This window comes from Acinetobacter sp. Z1, from assembly GCF_024296945.1.
Taxonomy (GTDB): domain Bacteria; phylum Pseudomonadota; class Gammaproteobacteria; order Pseudomonadales; family Moraxellaceae; genus Acinetobacter; species Acinetobacter beijerinckii.
The window spans coordinates 3,070,212-3,089,113 of the sequence record NZ_CP101115.1 but is presented as its reverse complement, the minus strand read 5'-3'; the positions used below and the strand labels follow the sequence as shown (position 1 = coordinate 3,089,113).

Sequence of the window (18,902 nt, the reverse complement as noted above, 5' to 3'; positions counted from 1 at the left end):
TGGCTTTTTTGCAATCACTAATCTTAGCGTGCGCGATAAGTGATACGACCCTTTGTTAAGTCATAAGGTGTCATTTCAACTTTAACACTATCGCCAGTCAAAATACGGATATAGTGTTTACGCATTTTACCAGAAATGTGAGCAATAACTTCGTGACCGTTTTCTAAACGTACACGGAACATCGTATTAGGAAGCGTTTCGGTGACAACGCCTTCGAACTCAATGAGTTCCTCTTTATTGGCCATGGCCTACCTGATGATCAAATTGGAAAGGCGCAAATTATAGTCAATTTATTTAAATTTTACAAGGTTAAGTCTTCTTAATGCTTTTTAGTCAAAAATGAGGAAAAACTGTTAGACAATCGATAATTTTTTTTAACAAAACTATCAGAATATTGTTGTCAGTTTGGTCAATCAACGTTAATCTAAAATTATCGTTATTGTCACAATAAAGTATCAACAGGGAAGGGCACTGCGTGGGTCAGTTAACAGATGCATCAGTTGTATTGCGCTTTGGTTATCAGGCAATTCGTAAAGCAGGATTGCCAACTGAAGAAATTTTAACAAAGGCAGGTGTGGCACTCAACCAAATCGATACTAATGCCAGAACACCATTAAGCGCACAAAACGCATTTTGGATCGCTGCACAGGAAGTCAGCAAAGATCCAGATATAGGATTACATCTAGGCGAACATTTACCTCTTTATCGTGGTCAAGTTATTGAACACTTATTTATCAGTAGTGAAACGTTTGGGGAAGGGCTAAAGCGCGCTTTGGCGTATCAACGACTTATTAGTGATGCTTTTGATGCAAAGCTTGTCGTCGAAGATGGTCGTTGCTATCTAACCAATGCAGAGCAATTTTGGTCCGATAATCTCGTGAATCGTCACTTTTCTGAATGTGCGATGTCAGGCATTCTAAGGTTCTTTAAATTTATTACTGAAGGACAGTTTCAGCCAATTTATATTGACTTTAACTTTAGTGAAGGCGCAGATGATGATGAGTATTTTCGTGTCTACGGTTGTCCAGTAAGTTTAGGGCAAAAGGCGACTCGTCTTTATTTTGATGCTGCTGTGCTTGATTATCCATTATGGCAAGCTGAACCTGAGTTATTACAGCTACATGAGCAATTAGCCATTGAAAAACTTCAAGAGCTTGCTCGTTATGATCTTGTGGGCGAGGTTCGCCGTGCGATTGGTTCAACCTTAGAAAGTGGAGAAACAACCTTAGAAACGGTTGCTGCACAGTTAACGATTACACCTAGACGTTTAAGAACGCAACTGAGTGAGGCGAATACGAGTTTTCAGCAAATTCTTTCTGATTATCGCTGTCGTCTAGCGAAAAAATTACTCGCGAATACCAATGAAAGTGTTGAGAGAATTGTCTATTTAACGGGTTTTTCTGAACCGAGTACTTTTTATCGCGCATTCAAGCGTTGGACCAATGAAACGCCTGTTGAATATCGTAAAAGAAAACAACGTTAATCTATTTTAAAAATACAAAAGCCTGATCCCAAACTAGATCAGGCTTTTTTTATTCAGGTAAATTGAGCCAATGTGGCCCTAAAGCTAATTGTGGAAGATCGAATTGATCAGGATATTGCGCTTGGATAAAATATAAGCCATCGGCAGGAGCCGTAATACCTGCAGCCGTACGATCTTGTGCAGCAAACATAGTGTCAATATGGTCAATCTCATACATGCCTTGACCAATTTCAAGTAAACATCCCATGATATTACGCACCATATGATGCAAAAAACCATCTGCTTGAATATCTAAAACTAAGTATCGACCATGCTCAAATAAACGACAGTGCTTCACATGGCGAATAGGTTGATTGGACTGACATGCAGCAGCACGGAAAGTTTCAAAATTATGCGTGCCCTCAAATTTTGATGCAGCAGCAATCATTTTCTTTACATCAAGCGTTTGGTAAAGATGAGTGACTTGTTTATATAAAAGTGCTGGACGTGTTGGTGCGTTATAGACCACATAGCGATAACGACGAGCTGTTGCTTTAAAACGGGCATGGAAACTTTCATCCATACACTTGATCCATTGAATTGCTATATCTTTAGGAAGCTGGCTATTCGCGCCCATAAGCCAGCCTCGCTCAGGGCGAATCGCTGTAGTATCAAAATGAGCAACCATATTGGTTGCATGCACGCCTGCATCAGTACGGCCAGCGCCATGCAATATAATTGCTTGGTCAGCAATTTTACTCAGAACCTTTTCAATTGTTTCTTGAACACTTGCAATGCCAGCTTGTTGGGTTTGCCAACCACGGTATTGAGTACCGCAAAATTCAATACCGATTGCATAACGTTGCATGTCTTAACCTCAATATTAGTGTTGATGCCAATGTTCAAACCTTTGATCATGGGTCGGGTATTTTAAATACATTTGCAAAATTTTTGCATATAAATCAGCATGACTATGGCAATCATTCACTAAAACTTTAGTTGATTGAATCCATGAGCTCACTGCATAACGCTGATCAAGTTTTCCAAACGTGACTTGGGTGCTAATAATTGGTACACATTGCTTGTCATATAATGCGGTAAATAGCCCTAGAATCTCAGCATTCACTGCAATATTGCCAGTTCCAAATCCTTGTAGGACTAAAAAATTTGGTGGGGAAATCAAAAGATTTTTTAACTGCGCAATCAATTGTTGTTTCGCGATCGGCTGCAACATAAGGTTAAGTACACTGAGTTGAGCTGAATCTTCAATATTTTGATTTTCTACAATTAAATAATCTGAATTCGTTTCACAGTCTTGATCTGCTGCAATTCCAACAAAAGCATCCAGCTCTGTGGTATGTGCTTTTAAAGTCGTTTGTGCATGAAAAACATGTTCATGAAATGCAAGATAAACACCGGTTGGTAAGGTCAGCACCTGTTCTAGTGCTAAGTAAAGATTACCAAGTGCATCTGTAAATTCTCTCGTATCATTGCCTTCTACATTGAGCAGAGGGTATTGACTACCTGTAATAATTGCGTGACAAGATTGACCTAAAAAACGAGCGAGTGTGGCAGCCGCGTAGCTTAAAGTGTCCGTTCCGTGAATAATCACAAAGTGCTGAAAACCCTTCAACTGTAATTGTTGAACTTGTTGAACCAGCCGTAACCAGTCCTGCGCTGTGCAAGCACTACTGTCTATGATAGTAGGTGCGGCAAAACATTCGACGTTTAAATGATGAGGAATGATTTTAGCAAGTAGTGGTAGGAAATCTTGTTCAGGCATTGGCATGAGGGGTTCACCAATACAACCGAATGTTCCACCCATATAAATTAAAGCAATTGTTTTCATAATAAAAAGTTATTCATCATAAAAAAAGCAGTCTAAGGAGACTGCTTATATTAGACTGATCAAATTCAGGAAGCTATTTTATTGAGTAACTTTTGCGAAAGTTGTTGTTGTTCTGGATTAAAGAGTGGCTGGCTATTGTTCAATAGTAATTCTGCTGAAGCATACGCACCCAGTTCAATATACTGCTCTGCAAGATCTAAATTCAGCTGTGCTTCATTGAGTTGCTGTAGATCAGGGAATGATTGTACTAACGGATCATTTGTAACTACATTAGAGCTGTGAGTAATCGGTGCAGAAAATTCAGCTTCAGGTTCTACAGTTGTTGATTCAGCGAGCTCAAATGAAAGTTCTGATTTTTCAATAACAGGTTGCTGTTCAATTTTAGCTTGAGGTTGATCAAAATTAAAATCTAGACTTGGTGCTTCAATGGCAACATCTTGAACATCAGTTGTATTGGACGCTACTTCTAAATTAGAAAAATTAAAGTCTAACTCTGGTTTTACTTCTTCTGTTTTGCTTGGCTCAGCTGTTGGAGTAGCATCTAAGTTAAAAGAAAACTCTAATGGCTGATGATCTTTTGTTTCTACAGTTTCAGTTTCAAGACTGACTGGCTCAGAAACTTGTTTTTGCTCAAAAGTAAAGTTGAAATCTAATGGTTGAACTTCAGGAGCTGTTTCAACTGGTGTTTCTTGCGCTATTGGCGCAACCAATTCAGTTTGTAAATCATCAAATGATTCAGTATTTTGTGATTTCGCGAGTGCATCAAAATCGGCATTATTGTTTTGTGCAGGCGTTACTACTGGTGGCGTAGTTTGATGAAAATGGTTTGAGCTAGAGCTGAATTCAATTGAATCAGGTTGCTTATTTTTTTCATATTCACGTTGTTTTGCTTCAGCTGCTTCAGTTATAGCATCTAGTTTTAATGCTTTGATATGCTTGATCAGTTGATCAATAGCAAAGTCATCTTTTTGTGCTAAATGTATATCTAATAAAAATAAATATAATTCATGCTGTGAATTATTTTGTTTTAATAGTTGATTGATTTGAGCTTCAACAGCTTGATAGTTTTTATCGGTAATCTGTTGTTCAATTTTTTGACGTAAGCTCTCAGAAATTGCTGTAGTCGTTTGTGGGGCTGGTTCTTGTTCTTCACGAGCCAACGTCGTACGTGAAACTTTTTTTGCAGCTACTTTCTTCGTTGCTTTTGCAGCAGTACCTTTTTTAGGTGTTGCTGAACTTTGGTTGTCAGCGCGTTTTTTTAAAACGATTGCAACGACTAGTACAATGACTAGCAGTACAATGATTACAGTTGACATGATCTATACCCCTTAAAGATAGAGCCGCTTTTATGCAAATTTATGAGAATGTTCTCGTAACTTAGTGTGTTGGCTTTTTAGTTTCTTGCTGTGCTTTCAACTGTTCTTGCAACTCAGCAAGTCGAGCATTTAATAGCTGAATACGTTGTTCCTTAGTACGTAATGCTAACTCTAACTGTGTTACGTTTCTTTGTAATGTAACGGTTTTTTCTCGTGCTGTCATAACTTTTAATGATAAGTCTGCACTGGTTTTTTGCTGCAATGTGTCTTTTTTCGCACTTCCTGTACTTGAATCTTGATTGCTTTCTGCAACGAGAGACATCTCCGCTTGTTGTAAGCGATATTTAGCTTTAGTTGATGGTGAGCGAGGAGTCTGTGTTGCAATCTGATTCACTGTTTGATTTGATCGAACAGGAATACTATTGAGATTAAAGTTTAAGCGAGAACCTTGTCTTAGTCGATTCGCATTGCCATCAATAAATGCATGTTCATTTTGAACTTTGATCTGATTCATGACTTGTGCGACTGGTTGTTGAGTTTGTGCCGAGATACGTTGAGCAATACGCCATAATGACTCATTACGTTGTACGATATGTTGTTTTTGACCCTCTGCAGCTTCTACAGGTAGTGTTGGTGTCTTTTGCTTCTTCTTTTCAATAGCAGGTTGTTTTACTTGAAGAGGCGCTACTTTGTTTGGCTCAACCTCTTTTTTATCGGTGGTTTTTAATTCAGCTTCAACAGGTGACAGTGGCTCGGGTGATTTAGCAGTTTCAGCGATCGGCTTGTTGTCTTGCTGTGTTGCAGTTGGCGTTGTAGCTATTTGGTTTGCTGCTTTTATAATCTTTTCTTGAGCAGCTTTCACTTCAACAGCTGTTGGTTGCTGTAAATTAGCTGAAGACACCGTTGAAATTGCAGTTGGTGCAGAAGTGCTTGCTTGTGCATTATTTAATACTGGCGGTAGGGTAAATGGTGCATTTAACAGGTTTTCTTGTTTAATATTTTGCTGTTTTGGGCTAGGGGTCGCTGTATTAAAATGAGTGCTTTCAGGTAAATTCAGTGCAATATCTTTCTCACTCACAATAAATTTTGGCGTAAGCGATTTTTCATTATTTGTTTTTGCGATGTTGTTTTTAACGCCTTGGCGTATTGGCTGCTTGATATGTTTTAAATGACTGGCATTACCCTCTTGGATTTTGAGAATAATATTGAGTTCAGAATCAATCATTGGACGGGTAGACGTGATAACAATAACACCTTCACCTTTAGTGTTACGGCGAGTGTAAAAGTTTAAACCACTGGGTGGTTGATGAGCTGCACCAATCATCATCAGATCTTCTGGCGTCGCTAAGCTAACATCTAACTTATCATTGCTATTGGCTTGATGAAAACTCATTTCAGCATAGAGTAGCTCACCTGGCGCAGATTGAATTTGCAATGGGTCAAGTGTAATCGCATAAAGAGGTTGCGAAGAAAATATGGCTAAAATGGCAATTTTTAATTTGTTATAAACAGTCATCTCGATCCATGAAAAAGTGATGTTTTAGTCGGTAAAAAGTATACATTACCGTGATGTAAATGAATTGTAAATTCTTCAAATTTAATGACATAAAAAAAGCCGATCAAATGTGATCGGCTTTTTATTTTTGGTGATTTTTGCTTAGTCGTTCTTGTATTCTACAAGAATACGTAACATACGGCGTAATGGCTCAGCTGCACCCCAAAGAAGTTGGTCACCTACAGTGAATGCGCCTAGATATTCTTTACCCATGTTGAGCTTACGTAAACGACCAACAGGAACAGTTAATGTACCTGTTACGGCTACAGGTGTTAAATCTGTCATTGACGCTTCACGGGTATTTGGAACAACTTTTGCCCATTGGCTTGATTGGCGAATCATATCTTCGATTTCATCAAGCGCAACGTCTTTTTTCAACTTTAAAGTGATTGCTTGTGAGTGGCAACGCATTGCACCGATACGAACACAGTGGCCATCGATTGGAACGATTTGTTGATTACCCAAGATTTTATTGGTTTCAACTTGACCTTTCCATTCTTCTTTTGATTGACCACTTTCGAGTTGTTTGTCGATATATGGAATCAAAGAGCCAGCGAGTGGTACGCCAAAGTTAGACTTTGGAAAACCTTCACCCCGTTGCAAGTCTGCAATTTGACGATCAATATCAAGGATCGCAGATTTTGGATCATCCAATAACGCTTTAGTATTGTTATATAAATAGCCCATACCTGTGATTAGTTCACGCATATTTTGCGCACCAGCACCCGACGCTGCTTGATAAGTCATTGAGGTTGCCCATTCCACCAAATTATTTTGGAACAGCGAGCCTAAACCCATGAGCATCAATGAAACAGTACAGTTACCGCCAACAAATGTTTTAGTTCCATTAACTAAACCATCTTTGATCACATTTAAGTTCACTGGATCAAGTACAATAATGGCATCATCAGCCATACGTAATGTAGAGGCAGCATCAATCCAATAACCATCCCAACCTTCAGCTTTTAGTTTTGGGAATACATCTGAAGTATAATCGCCACCTTGACAGGTTAAAATGACATCCATTTGCTTCAGACTGGTAATATCTGATGCATCCATAAGTGCTGGGGCAGTCTTACCACCAAATGAAGGAGCTTCGCCACCTGCATTACTGGTAGAAAAATAGAATGGCTCAATATGAGCAAAATCATTCTCTTCAACCATACGTTGCATAAGGACAGAACCAACCATCCCACGCCAACCGACCAGACCTACTTTCATGTCATTGTGCCTCGGTATGTAAAAAACTTTAAAGGGGTTTGAGTGTATCAAAAGCGACCACAACTGCAAGCGTTACGTAAATAAAACGATAATTTTGTTGAGTGGAATAACTTGTTTATATTAGATACAAAATTGATAAAGCCATAACTTTATTGAAAAATCCACAGGATCTCTAAGAGTAAAATGAAATGATATGGATTGAGATTTGCGCAGTATTGGTTATTTGGCTAAGTGTTTGGTCTTTAATCCCTCGTGATGAATGGTGGTTTAGGGGAGCCGACTTTCCTCGTTTGCAAATTCTAGCGATCGGAATTTTTGCTTTACTCGGCTTGTTATTTATAGATGCTGAATGGAGTTTGGACAGGGAGATTTTATTATTCTGTACTATTGCAGCAGTGGCCTATCAATTAAAAATGGTATTACCCTATACACCTATATGGAAGAAACAAGTTCAGAAAGTTAAACCAGAACAGATCAATCAGGATCAACAAATTTCATTATTGGTCGCGAATGTATTAACACCAAATGATAAATATCATCTACTGCTTTCTCATATTGAAAATCTTAGACCTGATATTGTGCTTACGCTTGAGTCCGATCAAAAATGGCAAGATGCTTTACAGCCAATTGAAAAAGATTATCCGCATCGAGTTGCAGTACCTTTAGATAATTTATATGGCATGCATTTATATAGCCGTTTGCCCTTAATTGAGTCTGAAATCAAATTTATCTTGAGTGATGAGATTCCTTCGATACATGCAACATTAACATTGAATGCAGGAAATATCGTACAGCTGTATTGTTTACATCCGAAGCCACCAAGTCCCACGGAGGCGAAAGATTCAACTTTAAGAGATGCTGAACTTTTGATTATTGGTGATCGTATTAAAGATTTAGATCAAAGCTGTATTGTTATGGGAGATCTTAATGATGTGGCATGGTCAAGAACCACGCGGCTATTTCAGCGCATCAGCGGGTTACTTGATCCACGCGTTGGTCGTTATTTTATGAATACCTTCCATGCTGATTATCCATTATTGCGCTGGTCACTTGACCATGTCTTTCATAGTACAGACTTTGGATTGGTCGATATGAAACGTTTAGATCATATTGGTTCGGATCATTTTCCAGTGTATGTAGTTTTGCAAACATCGACTGTATTTGAGCAAGAACAGCAAGAACTTGAACAGACAGAAGATGATGAAGAGGAAGCACAGCAGGCGATTCAAGAAGGAATAGAAAAAGCTGAACGTGAAGAAAAAAAGGTGGTAGATAGTCTTGCGCAGCCGCATAAAAAGATGATGAATATTCAAGATAGGCAAACTGTGGTGTAAGCATTATCGTACAGGGATTTAGGCCTACAACGAATAGTCCGAATTGATTAAAAGGTTTATTCTAAATACATCAGCACAGGGACGCAGGAATGGATTTCCGATTAAGGATAGCGACGCTGAGAAGGAAAAAGCATTATGGATATGATGCATGCGATGGAAGCAGGATAAAAACAAAGAGTGAAAGCACAACCTCATTTGCCCGAGTTTAGCAGGATGCGAAACTCGGGTTTTAATTTTTTAATGTATGGATTTAAATCGTTACATCTTATTTGACTTTTCTTACCTTACTTAAGGCATCGGCTCAGCTTCAGTAATAGGAAGTTGAATGGTTGGCTCTTCAGCAATCACTTTTGGAATAAGACGCTTTTGCATGATAACTGTGATCTGAGCTGCTTCACATTTATCCCATACAGTTTCATTTTTAGGTAAATCTGTACTATAGAAAGAATAATAGTTTACGGTAATAGGTTCTTGAGTTTCAGCAAACTTCAGATCTACTTCATAACGTCGTATTTCAAAAGGCTTTAAAACTTGAAGGCTATCTTGATCAGCCGCACATTTGAGAGATTCCCCGGGCAGAATATTCATCGTCCCAATTTCAAAATCAATCTGACGACAGAGCGGAGTAAGCGCATAAACATAATTCGGTGTGGTGTTTTCAATCTCAATTTGTAAAGGTGAGATTGCGAGTGATCGAATGGTTTCAGGTGGTATAGGTTGCTTATTATCTGCATAAATGAACCTCATCCGACGTTGTACACCCGAGCAGGTACTTTCTGATTCGGCAGGAATTTTAGCCACATATTCATAGTGTTCATCTCCATCGCCAGTTGATGGATTGGATGAATTATCATTGCCTCCGGGAACTGGTTTTTGCGTACCTGAACCACTTCCACCTAGGCTTACATTGGCAGCCAAAAAGTTTTCGCCACAGCCGATTAGACTTATGGTGGCGCTGTAAAGTAAAAGTGACAAACAGAAACGCTTCATTTTATTTATCCTTATATTGATAAGGAATTTGCAGCTTTGTTTCCTTATCATATTGATAGATTCCTAAACGAAATTGGTAAGTCGCATCTTGTTGGTTTTGGTCTTTTTCACAGCATTGAATGGCCGCATTCAGTAATTGTTTTGCCATGTTCTGCCAAAGTTCAATACTGAGTTGACGCAAAGATTCTATGGACTCTAAAGTGAGTTTTTCGGCATGAACTGCTTGTTCAAGATGCGTAAATGTTTTCTCACTGATAAAGTTGTCGACACCTGCTGCGAGATGATCAGTTAAATTTGCTGAAAATAATGCCTTACTTTCTTGCATCTGATTATCTGGCGTAAAACTATGTTGTTGTAAAATGACATCCGATCCTTTTTGTTCTACGACACCTAGACGTTGTAGTTCAAATAGAATCGAGCGAGGGTGTTTCTCAGTTGAAATATATCGAACCAATGCTTCAAAACTATTTTCGTCGCCAGAGACAGGGATTTGATGCGGTAAATCAAGTGCAATCCAACGTGCAATGACACGAGCAGGGACACTAATGGCAAAATTTGGAGTCATCTCTGCATTTATTTGGTTGGCTTGCTGTCTAAACGCACTCACATCTTTACGATGTAATCCTGATAAAAGACTGACCGCTGAATCTGTTTTATTTTGCTGAATTCGTTCTAATTCCGCCAAAGCTTGATCATAGAAAATTGGTTTTAAGGCTGCAACGAAATCGGTATAACCAACGCCTGAATGAATAAGCCAACGCGCAATATGCTGCATCATCGGAAAAATACTTTCCAATGTGGTTTCTGCATCTTGGGGAATAATTCCTTGTGCATTTGCAGGATTTAATTCGGTGCTAATCATCATTTGGTCGATTGGTTTTTCCATATAAACACCATTATCAAATTTTTTTGAACAAGCCTATTTCAATTATCTATCCCTTTAAATTTGCGAAGGATAGGGGAATGATTCGGCACCGCCATTATCAATATTAAAATGAGTAAAAGATACACTTATAGACACGTGTAGGCTCTCAACACAGTGCCACCAACCGATCGGAATAAATAAAGCATCGCCTTCATTTAAAATACGTTCAATTTTAGAGCAATTTTTTAGCTCAGGAAATTGTTCAATCATCTGTGGATCATGCGGATCGGCAATTTGGCTAAACACGGCAACATCATTATATAAATGCGGGGTCTGCATCGCTGGTATCAGCGTCACTTTTTTCTTGCCATAAATTTGGACTAAAAAATTATTGGTAAGGTCGTGATGAAGAGGGGTAAAAGCTCCTTTAGGTCCAAACCAGATAAAACTACGCTCACGAACGTGTTGATGATCAGTGAAATCATGAAATTCACCAATGTCTTTAAACAATTCCGAAAAATTTGAATGACTTGCTTTGGCATTGTTTGCCGTCATATAAAAGTTATTTGAATGTGGGTTTTGTTCTATCAAATCTACAAAGTCATTCATCGTCATCTGTGTTTTATGCTGAATCGAATTCCTTTCAAATAAAGGGTCGCGTTCCCGATTAAATTGAACTTCAATTTTTTTATCAGCAATCGTTTTTCTAAAATATTCAGGAGACCATTTTTTCCGTGCATCCCAATGATCAATCGCATTATTTAAAATCACAGGTAAATTCCGACTGTAATAATGCTGAACAAAATGTTCAAAACTCGGTACTTGAATTCGCTCAATTTCATTGTAAGCAATGTTTAAACGAGCAAAACGATCTAAGGTATCCAATAACCAATTTCGTTTCTGTAATAAAAAATGCTGTTGTTGAGCAATTTTAAAATAGGGGTTTTGTTTTAAGTGAACTAGTTCATTGGCGATGTCAATTTCATTTAAGCCTTGCGCTTTAAGCGTTTGATAAATCTGTTCTTTAGTCTTTTGTTCAAATAAGGCTTGTGCCAGCCAAGTTTTTTGTTCTTGGGTCAAATCTTGTGCAGGATTAGATCGGTTTTTTTGTTCGACGATTTCTTCTAACCAGCTCAAATGTTCCTGAGCTTGTTGATTGGAATGCATACTCGTTTTAGTTGGATCAATTAATCCCTCTCTTAATAAAATTTGAGCTAATTCCTCTGGAGCGCAACCTCTTTGTATATTTTCGATTAACCATGCATTCCAATTTTCAGGTAATGCATTGAATTGCTTTATTAAATTAGCATGTGTATCCATACATCTTGACCCATCAATATAAAGATTTGACCTTCTGTTATTAATTTAAGCATAAAAACATTTGCACTCAAGAAGAAAAGTGTTAAATTTTCACACGTATAATATGTGAAAAAATCACACAGAGGGCTCAGCAATGAAAAATATATGGACTCAAATAGCAATAAGTATGACTTGTGCTGCATTAGTGGGTTGCGGAGGAAGTTCATCATCGGATAATAAACCGACTCCGACTCCGACTCCGACTCCGACTCCGACTCCGACTCCGACTCCGACTCCGACTCCGACTCCGACTCCGACTCCGACTCCGACTCCGACTCCGACTCCGACTCCGACTCCGACTCCGACTCCGACTCCGACTCCGACTCCGACTCCGACTCCGACTCCGACTCCGACTCCGACTCCGACTCCGACTCCAACACCTACGCCTGCCCAAGCTTTTGCTGGCACATGGGAATCAACTTACTGTAATAACTCATCATTAGGTGCGTTTCGATTGGTGGTTGAAAATTATCAGACTCAAAGTAATGCACTTGATTTTGTTATAGATAGTGAGCAATACACTGAACCGCAATGTGCAGGTTCTGTTAAAGGTGATCTTAAATTAGATGGTGGTCCAACCAGTGGCTTAGTACTTGAAAATATTGGCAATGCGATTACAGCGAATAAAACGAAATATCATACCGTTATGGTTAAAAGTCGTAGTGGTTCGCAAAGTGTTGCGGGTGTGCTTGCATTTAGAGATGCCAATACTTTTTGTTTATTAGAAAATAAACCAAACCCAGTGGGAAGTGAAATTGATCAATATGTTCAATCTATAAACTTAAATGCGACGCAGGGTGTGTGTTGGAAAAAATCGAGCATTCAGCGATTCCAAAGAAAAGCACCAACAACAGTAGTTTCTTCAGCTAAAGCTTTATTAGCTGATGTTCAACCAAGTTTACAGAAATTACAAACGCAATTAGATACACAATCAAATGCAGGTTATCGTTTAAATCACGCGAACTTTGATACGCTAACCACATCGGAGACGGCATCTTTTGAGCTATACATTGATGCGCGAGACGATCGTAATTTATATGTAAAAGACAACTCAGCGAGTGCAGTTAAATATCAATACAAAGTTTTGGATGGTGCAGGTGCGACAGCCGCAGCACGATATGCACTATGGAAAACGCAATTAACGCAGCAGGCAAGTTTAGGCTTTATATATAAGCAACAAGCGATTGTACGTCTTGCTGACAGTAAGCCATCCGTTTACAACAATATTTTCGAAAAACGTGTTGGCGATACTGCGATATATAGCATCTTAACCAAAGAGGTTGCTCAAACTACGGTGAAAGATAAGGCGACTTGGGAAGTAGCAGCTAATCAATTCGGTAGTCAAGGTTGCCGTATTTTCTTTGCAGAGTATATCTACGGTTCGCAGTTCGCATTTGCTTGTAGTAATAGCAACGCGCACAACGGCACATATGAATATCGTTGGATTGCTTCAGCATCAAATGCAAAAGCAAATGAAGTTCAGGCTATTTTAGATGCTCAAAAAGCACAGGGCTTCATTTATCGTTTCGAATTAGAGTTGCCAAATGGACAAGTTGGTTTTGTGTTTGAAAAAGATAGCACTCAACCTAACTTAGCTGCTTCTGTTCAGTATAAAGTTTTTGATGATAGCATTATTGATAGTGGCGATAGCACTGCTTTGATGGATGAACGTTTAACCCACCAAGGACTTTTAGGATGGCATTTACTCGATGGGCGTTCTGTATTGGCTGAAAGTATTACCTTTGGAAACAACATGAAAACAATTTTTGTGAATCGCGCTTTACCATAATGATTCACTTAAAAAAATCTGTGCCTCAGTGCACAGATTTTTTTATTTCAGGTTTTAATAAATACAGTCATAACCTTCGGCACGGGTTTTAAAACGCCGATGAAACCACATCCATTGCGTCGGTGCGATACGCAGTTGATTTTCAATAATTTGATTCACTCTTATTGCATCTGCAAGTTCATCTTCACTCGGCAAATTATCAACAACGGGTTCGAGCAAAACTTTGTATTGTGGATTACGAATATCACCATAGCGGTAAAAATACATAGGAATTGCAACTGCTTTCGTCATTTTAAGTAAACGACGATGCGCTGTTACCGTTGCAGCAGGAACACCAAAAAATGGCGCCATGACGCCTTGCTTTAAACCAAAATCTTGATCTGGGCTATACCAAATTGCTTCACCATCTTTGAGCTGTCGAATCAAACCACGCATATTATCGTGATCAATTTGCTGATTATAAATCGTTGCCCGACAACGATAAATCAACATATCCAACATCGGATTATTCTGTGGACGATAGACCACACCGAGTTGAAAATATTGCACGCAAAGATAACCACCTGCATCAAGTAAGGTGCTATGTGTACCTAAGAATAAAACGCCTTTGCCTTGTGCTTGTGCATTTCTAAGATGTTCTAAACCTTCGATATGATGACGATCCTTGAACCATTTTGGGCAGTACCACGCATTCAAGGTTTCAAACATGCCAATCATCATATCAACAAATACTTGTCTTGCTTGAGCTTCGACTTCAGCGGGCGACCATTCTGGAAAACAAACTTCTAAGTTTCTGAGCGTGGTTTTACGACGTGATTTCAGCAAATGCCAACATACAGCGGCTAAGCCATGAGCAATGCGCCATTGAATTGCCCAAGGCAGTATTGCCAATAACATTAAAAATGTAATGGCAATCCAGATTTTCCAGTATTTAGGTAATAAAAATTCCCATCGAAATTCGCCAGGAATATAAGACTGATGTTGGCTCATAGATCTTAGAAATGTGAATTAAGTTGAATTTTTGAGAAGTGTATCACGAAGTGTGTTTTTAATTCTCACTTGTAACATCAGATTCCATTTATTCTATTGTAAAGTACGTGTTTAAAAGAAAAAGTATAGACTAAAAATTGAAAAAAATAATTATTGAAAAAGGTGATATCACTCAAATAGAGGTTGATGCAATCGTGAATGCTGCGAATACTTCATTGTTAGGTGGTGGCGGTGTAGATGGAGCAATTCATCGTCGAGGTGGTGCGGAGATTTTGGCGGATTGTCAGAAAATTCGTGCCAAACAAGGTGGCTGTGCGATAGGTGAGGCGGTTATTACTACGGCTGGAAAGCTTCCTGCACAATACGTTATTCATACTGTTGGACCCACTTGGATAGGTGGTCAAAACAATGAAGAGAAATTGTTGGAAAATGCTTATCGGAATAGCTTTAGACTTGCCGAAAGTTTGGAACTGAAATCTATGGCTTTTCCGAATATTTCAACAGGAATTTATCGTTTTCCTAAACAGCTCGCTGCCCAAATTGCACTGAAAATAATTCATGAAGAACTCATTCAAAGTCAATTCGTACAGGAGGTGGTTTTTGTCTGTTTTGATGAAGAAAATTTTAATCTTTACCAATTACTTAAAGCTGATTTTTCTTTAAATAATCAGCTTTAAAAACTAAGTGACTATACCCCGAAGAGATAGTCACTTTGGTCTGTTTTAGTTGCCCTTAGACATATTTTCTAAGATGTCCCAACGTTCCAATTTTTCAAGTAGAGATTCTTCAATCTCTGCAAGGCGTTGACTCGCTAACGTCGCTGCATTCGCGTCAGAAACAAACCAAGAGCCATCAGCAAGCTTTGCTGAAAGTTCTGCTTGTTCTTTTTCAAGTTTTTCCATTTCAGCCGGAAGTTGTTCTAACTCACGTTGGTCTTTATAACTGAGTTTGACTTTTTTAGGCGTTGATGCCGCGGCGGCGGCGGCTTCTGCTTTGGCTTGCGCTTTCTTAACATCACTTTTTTGATCGACAACTTTGTCATCTGGGCGTTGTTCTAAATAATCTTGATAACCACCAACGTATTCATCAATATTGCCTTTGCCGTCAAAAACCCAAGTTGAAGTCACGACATTATCCATAAAAGCACGGTCATGCGAGATCAATAACAGAGTGCCTTTATACTCAGATAACATCTCTTCAAGTAACTCAAGTGTCACCATATCTAAGTCATTGGTAGGCTCGTCCATCACGATTAAGTTCGATGGCTTCAATAACAGTTTTGCCAATAAGATACGGTTTCTCTCACCACCCGAAAGCGCTTTCACTGGGGTGCGTGCACGCTCTGGTGAGAATAAAAAGTCTTGTAAATAACTATAGATATGACGACGGTTACCATTTACATCAACAAAGTCAGAACCTTCAGAAACGTTTGCCATTACAGTTTTTTCAAGGTCTAAGGCGTTACGTAGCTGATCAAAATAAGCTACTTCTAATTGAGTACCAGTTTTAACTGAACCTGCATGTTCGATTTCACCCAAAATCGCTTTAATCAGTGTGGTTTTACCGACACCATTATCGCCCACTAAACCGATACGATCTCCACGAAGAACCAGTGCTGAAAAATCTTTGATAATCGGCGCATTATCGCCAAAGGCGACACTTAAATGCTCAATTTCAAATACCAATTTACCTGAGCGATTGGCATCTTGGGTCGCCATGCTCACTTTACCTTGTTGTGAGCGACGAGCTTTCGACTGCTCACGTAAATCTTTTAGTGCACGAACACGACCTTCATTACGCGTACGACGAGCCTTGATGCCTTGGCGAATCCATGCTTCTTCTTCAGCTAATTTTTTATCAAATAAAGCATTTTGTTTTTCTTCTGCTTCCATTTGCTGTGCTTTAAGATCTAAGTAGCGTGAATAGTTACCTTCATAGCTACGTAAAATACCACGATCTAGTTCAACAATACGGGTTGCGATGCTATCTACAAATGAACGGTCATGTGAGATAAATAATAAGGTTAGATTATTTTGATCAAGCAGGAATTTCTCTAGCCATTCAATACTTTCAACATCTAAATGGTTCGTCGGCTCATCGAGTAATAGCACATCTGGTTGAGTCAGTAAGGCACGCGCCAATAATACGCGACGTTTACGACCACCCGATAAATCTGCAAGATCAGCATTAGGGTCAAGCCCCATTTTACTGAGAATCGAATTTACTTTATTTTCTAATGCCCAACCATCAAGCTGATCAAGCTTGTGTTGTAACATTCCCATATGATCACAGGCTTCCATATCACCTAACACACAAGCATCACTTGCCTCGTGGTACGCTTTAAGTACAGCTGCTGCTTCACCTGCGCCATCTGCCACGATATCAGCTACTTTGCCTGAGTCCATTGGTACATCTTGGGCTAACATTGAAACAGTTAAACCATTTTGAATTGAAACTTCACCTGTATCCGGCAATAAGCTTCCCTCAATCAGTTTAAGTAAAGTAGACTTACCTTCACCATTACGACCGATTAAACAGACTCGTTCGCCACGTTCTAGGTTAAAGTTCGCGCCGTCGAGTAGGGCTGGTCCGCCAAATGCGAGATGGACATCCCTTAAAGTAATATAGGCCATAATGTTTCCTAAAAGCTCAGATGAGGTCTGAAATGACTAAACAACAAAATTTTGGTGATCACGCGTCATTGTCCGCACCCATTGAAGATTTGCAAGTCCGAATTGCATTTTTAGACGATTTAGTTGAACAATTAAATGAACAGCTCGCAATTCAGACTCAAGAAATCGCTATTTTAAAGAAACAAATGCAGCTTTTATACCAACGTGTTGAGTCTTCAGATTTGTCAGAAGGCATTGCACCGTTTGATCCAATGAGTAATAAACCACCGCATTATTGATAAAATAAATCTTAAACGCTAAAGTGATGAAATTAGGGGATTTTACATTTAGAGATAAAAATGAAGAAAGTCTTGCTCTTGGATATCGAAAATATTCATAAAACTGAAAAAGAGCTATTAAAACTATTGAAAACTTATGCTTGCGTGTATTTAGTCTATGCAAAGTCTCCTGTAACTTTAAGTTTAGATGCATTAATTAAATTTTCTCCTTTTGTGATGGAGAAAAAGCTGGTTGTCATTAAAATGCCTAAAATTGGTAAAGATGCTGCTGATTTCGGTCTCGCATTTTTAGCAGGGCAACTTTCAATTCAAATGGATAAAAATCAGACTTGTTTTGATGTCATGTCTAATGATGGAGCTTTAGAATATATTGTTGATTTACTAAAAATAATGGGTTTTCAAGCATCGCAAATTAAAATGATTGCGGAGGTGAAAGAGATTGAAAAAATAAAAGAGCAACCACCGCTACTCTTAGCTCAAAATAGCTTAAGTGATTATGACTTTACATCAAAATTAAAGCATCTTGTTAGTATTCTTTCAAAACTAAAAAACATGCCAAGTAATGAAAAAGCATTATTAAATGGCGTAAAATCATGGGCAAATGTCACGACTAAAGAAGCTGAAAAGTTAATCAAGACGCTGATGAATTTCAAGATGATTAAGTTTAGCGCACAAGGAATTACGCTTAATCGAGAGAGTTTAAAAACTTTTTTAAATAAATCTGAATTAGTACAAAATGAAAGCTTGAATGAAATCGATATAATTGAAAAAATGCCTGAAATTTATCATATTTCAGAAAAGTTCCATTTACGGCAAATTAAAGAGTACTGTGATTACTTAATTAAGCAACAAGGAAAGCCATCGAGTTTGTCTAGCTTAAATAACTCAATTAAATCAGTTTTAAAGTTAGAAAGTGATAGTTTAGTTAAGAATAGAGCTAAGCTTCTTATACGTTATGGCATCGTGCAGAACTTAGACAATGGAAAAATCATTTATATAAATAAAAATATTAAAATATGGTCAAATTTGGAATTATCACCACAGCAGCAACAGCTAGATATACTGATACCTCATTTTGAGTCTAGTCAGAAAGAGTCTAAAGAAAAGCAGCTCCAAAAAATCATTTATTTTTTGAATGAAATAAAAATACAAAAATCAATTGTGATGAAAACATCAAATAATTTTTATTTGGAAGAGATGTAAAAACTCATCTTGCCTTTTAACTCAAACTTATGTAACGCTAATAAAAGGAAGTTTTGGG

At 38.4% G+C, this 18,902-nt stretch carries 17 protein-coding genes; 6 read left to right on the top strand and 11 right to left on the bottom strand.

The features are described from left to right. Nucleotides 1–23 precede the first annotated feature (23 nt). Nucleotides 24–245: a translation initiation factor IF-1 gene (gene infA / locus NGC85_RS14600; RefSeq protein WP_001284370.1), complete on the bottom strand. Its 222-nt coding sequence runs from the start codon at nt 243–245 to the stop codon at nt 24–26. 230 nt (nt 246–475) lie between these two features. Here infA and NGC85_RS14595 point away from each other — a divergent pair, with 230 nt between their 5' ends. Then, complete coding sequence (locus tag NGC85_RS14595) at nt 476–1,483, top strand: AraC family transcriptional regulator (RefSeq protein ID WP_005051248.1); 1,008 nt, start codon at nt 476–478, stop codon at nt 1,481–1,483. A gap of 49 nt (nt 1,484–1,532) precedes the next feature. On the opposite strand, the gene truA is transcribed toward NGC85_RS14595, so the two are convergent. The 5 genes from truA to asd form a co-directional block, all read right to left on the bottom strand. After that, on the bottom strand, nt 1,533–2,330 hold the full coding sequence (truA, locus tag NGC85_RS14590; RefSeq protein WP_169109839.1) for a tRNA pseudouridine(38-40) synthase TruA: 798 nt from the start codon (nt 2,328–2,330) through the stop codon (nt 1,533–1,535). Nucleotides 2,331–2,345: 15 nt separating this feature from the next. Beyond that, nucleotides 2,346–3,311 carry an asparaginase domain-containing protein gene (locus NGC85_RS14585; protein ID WP_254732115.1) on the bottom strand — a complete coding sequence of 322 codons (966 nt, stop codon included), beginning with the start codon at nt 3,309–3,311 and terminating at the stop codon, nt 2,346–2,348. Between the two features lie 65 nt (nt 3,312–3,376). Next, entirely contained in the window at nt 3,377–4,627 is a 1,251-nt protein-coding gene (locus NGC85_RS14580; protein WP_254732113.1) for a FimV domain-containing protein, read from the bottom strand. A 61-nt stretch (nt 4,628–4,688) separates the two neighbouring features. Then, complete coding sequence (locus NGC85_RS14575; protein WP_254732111.1) at nt 4,689–6,143, bottom strand: FimV domain-containing protein; 1,455 nt, start codon at nt 6,141–6,143, stop codon at nt 4,689–4,691. A 141-nt stretch (nt 6,144–6,284) separates the two neighbouring features. Beyond that, on the bottom strand, nt 6,285–7,403 hold the full coding sequence (asd, locus tag NGC85_RS14570; RefSeq protein ID WP_005051259.1) for an aspartate-semialdehyde dehydrogenase: 1,119 nt from the start codon (nt 7,401–7,403) through the stop codon (nt 6,285–6,287). Nucleotides 7,404–7,591: 188 nt separating this feature from the next. Here asd and NGC85_RS14565 point away from each other — a divergent pair, with 188 nt between their 5' ends. Next, the gene (locus tag NGC85_RS14565; protein ID WP_254732109.1) at nt 7,592–8,737 is read left to right on the top strand and encodes an endonuclease/exonuclease/phosphatase family protein; all 1,146 of its coding nucleotides are present in this window, start codon (nt 7,592–7,594) and stop codon (nt 8,735–8,737) included. A 288-nt stretch (nt 8,738–9,025) separates the two neighbouring features. On the opposite strand, the gene NGC85_RS14560 is transcribed toward NGC85_RS14565, so the two are convergent. From NGC85_RS14560 to NGC85_RS14550, 3 genes are read right to left on the bottom strand one after another with little or no spacing between them, the layout of a single operon-like run. Beyond that, entirely contained in the window at nt 9,026–9,727 is a 702-nt protein-coding gene (locus tag NGC85_RS14560) for a hypothetical protein (protein ID WP_254732107.1), read from the bottom strand. 1 nt (nt 9,728) lies between these two features. Beyond that, a complete protein-coding gene (locus NGC85_RS14555) occupies nt 9,729–10,613 on the bottom strand; it encodes a DUF6502 family protein (RefSeq protein ID WP_254732105.1) in 885 nt (294 codons plus the stop codon). Nucleotides 10,614–10,667: 54 nt separating this feature from the next. Continuing rightward, complete coding sequence (locus NGC85_RS14550; protein WP_254732103.1) at nt 10,668–11,912, bottom strand: cupin-like domain-containing protein; 1,245 nt, start codon at nt 11,910–11,912, stop codon at nt 10,668–10,670. Nucleotides 11,913–12,045: 133 nt separating this feature from the next. Here NGC85_RS14550 and NGC85_RS14545 point away from each other — a divergent pair, with 133 nt between their 5' ends. Beyond that, nucleotides 12,046–13,740 (top strand): PT dipeptide repeat lipoprotein, encoded by a 1,695-nt coding sequence (locus tag NGC85_RS14545; protein ID WP_254732101.1) that lies wholly within the window; start codon nt 12,046–12,048, stop codon nt 13,738–13,740. A gap of 54 nt (nt 13,741–13,794) precedes the next feature. On the opposite strand, the gene NGC85_RS14540 is transcribed toward NGC85_RS14545, so the two are convergent. After that, on the bottom strand, nt 13,795–14,730 hold the full coding sequence (locus NGC85_RS14540) for a lauroyl acyltransferase (protein WP_254732099.1): 936 nt from the start codon (nt 14,728–14,730) through the stop codon (nt 13,795–13,797). 137 nt (nt 14,731–14,867) lie between these two features. Here NGC85_RS14540 and NGC85_RS14535 point away from each other — a divergent pair, with 137 nt between their 5' ends. Continuing rightward, nucleotides 14,868–15,407, top strand: coding sequence for an O-acetyl-ADP-ribose deacetylase (locus NGC85_RS14535; RefSeq protein ID WP_254732097.1), 540 nt, complete (start codon nt 14,868–14,870; stop codon nt 15,405–15,407). 45 nt (nt 15,408–15,452) lie between these two features. Here the strand turns inward: NGC85_RS14535 and NGC85_RS14530 are convergent, their stop codons facing one another. Then, nucleotides 15,453–17,363 carry an ATP-binding cassette domain-containing protein gene (locus NGC85_RS14530; protein WP_254732095.1) on the bottom strand — a complete coding sequence of 637 codons (1,911 nt, stop codon included), beginning with the start codon at nt 17,361–17,363 and terminating at the stop codon, nt 15,453–15,455. 32 nt (nt 17,364–17,395) lie between these two features. Between NGC85_RS14530 and NGC85_RS14525 the strand changes: the two genes are divergently transcribed. After that, nucleotides 17,396–17,641 carry a SlyX family protein gene (locus tag NGC85_RS14525; protein ID WP_254732093.1) on the top strand — a complete coding sequence of 82 codons (246 nt, stop codon included), beginning with the start codon at nt 17,396–17,398 and terminating at the stop codon, nt 17,639–17,641. A gap of 60 nt (nt 17,642–17,701) precedes the next feature. Next, nucleotides 17,702–18,844, top strand: a complete 1,143-nt coding sequence (locus NGC85_RS14520; RefSeq protein WP_254732090.1) for a PIN domain-containing protein — start codon at nt 17,702–17,704, stop codon at nt 18,842–18,844. Nucleotides 18,845–18,902: the final 58 nt, after the last annotated feature.

Bases quoted from the DNA above. Each gene is read 5' to 3' on its own strand.
- infA (WP_001284370.1), bottom strand. From the start codon at position 245: ATGGCCAATAAAGAGGAACTCATTGAGTTCGAAGGCGTTGTCACCGAA.
- truA (WP_169109839.1), bottom strand. From the start codon at position 2,330: ATGCAACGTTATGCAATCGGTATTGAATTTTGCGGTACTCAATACCGT.
- NGC85_RS14585 (WP_254732115.1), bottom strand. From the start codon at position 3,311: ATGAAAACAATTGCTTTAATTTATATGGGTGGAACATTCGGTTGTATT.
- NGC85_RS14580 (WP_254732113.1), bottom strand. From the start codon at position 4,627: ATGTCAACTGTAATCATTGTACTGCTAGTCATTGTACTAGTCGTTGCA.
- NGC85_RS14575 (WP_254732111.1), bottom strand. From the start codon at position 6,143: ATGACTGTTTATAACAAATTAAAAATTGCCATTTTAGCCATATTTTCT.
- asd (WP_005051259.1), bottom strand. From the start codon at position 7,403: ATGAAAGTAGGTCTGGTCGGTTGGCGTGGGATGGTTGGTTCTGTCCTT.
- NGC85_RS14565 (WP_254732109.1), top strand. From the start codon at position 7,592: ATGATATGGATTGAGATTTGCGCAGTATTGGTTATTTGGCTAAGTGTT.
- NGC85_RS14560 (WP_254732107.1), bottom strand. From the start codon at position 9,727: ATGAAGCGTTTCTGTTTGTCACTTTTACTTTACAGCGCCACCATAAGT.
- NGC85_RS14555 (WP_254732105.1), bottom strand. From the start codon at position 10,613: ATGGAAAAACCAATCGACCAAATGATGATTAGCACCGAATTAAATCCT.
- NGC85_RS14550 (WP_254732103.1), bottom strand. From the start codon at position 11,912: ATGGATACACATGCTAATTTAATAAAGCAATTCAATGCATTACCTGAA.
- NGC85_RS14545 (WP_254732101.1), top strand. From the start codon at position 12,046: ATGAAAAATATATGGACTCAAATAGCAATAAGTATGACTTGTGCTGCA.
- NGC85_RS14540 (WP_254732099.1), bottom strand. From the start codon at position 14,730: ATGAGCCAACATCAGTCTTATATTCCTGGCGAATTTCGATGGGAATTT.
- NGC85_RS14530 (WP_254732095.1), bottom strand. From the start codon at position 17,363: ATGGCCTATATTACTTTAAGGGATGTCCATCTCGCATTTGGCGGACCA.
- NGC85_RS14525 (WP_254732093.1), top strand. From the start codon at position 17,396: ATGACTAAACAACAAAATTTTGGTGATCACGCGTCATTGTCCGCACCC.
- NGC85_RS14520 (WP_254732090.1), top strand. From the start codon at position 17,702: ATGAAGAAAGTCTTGCTCTTGGATATCGAAAATATTCATAAAACTGAA.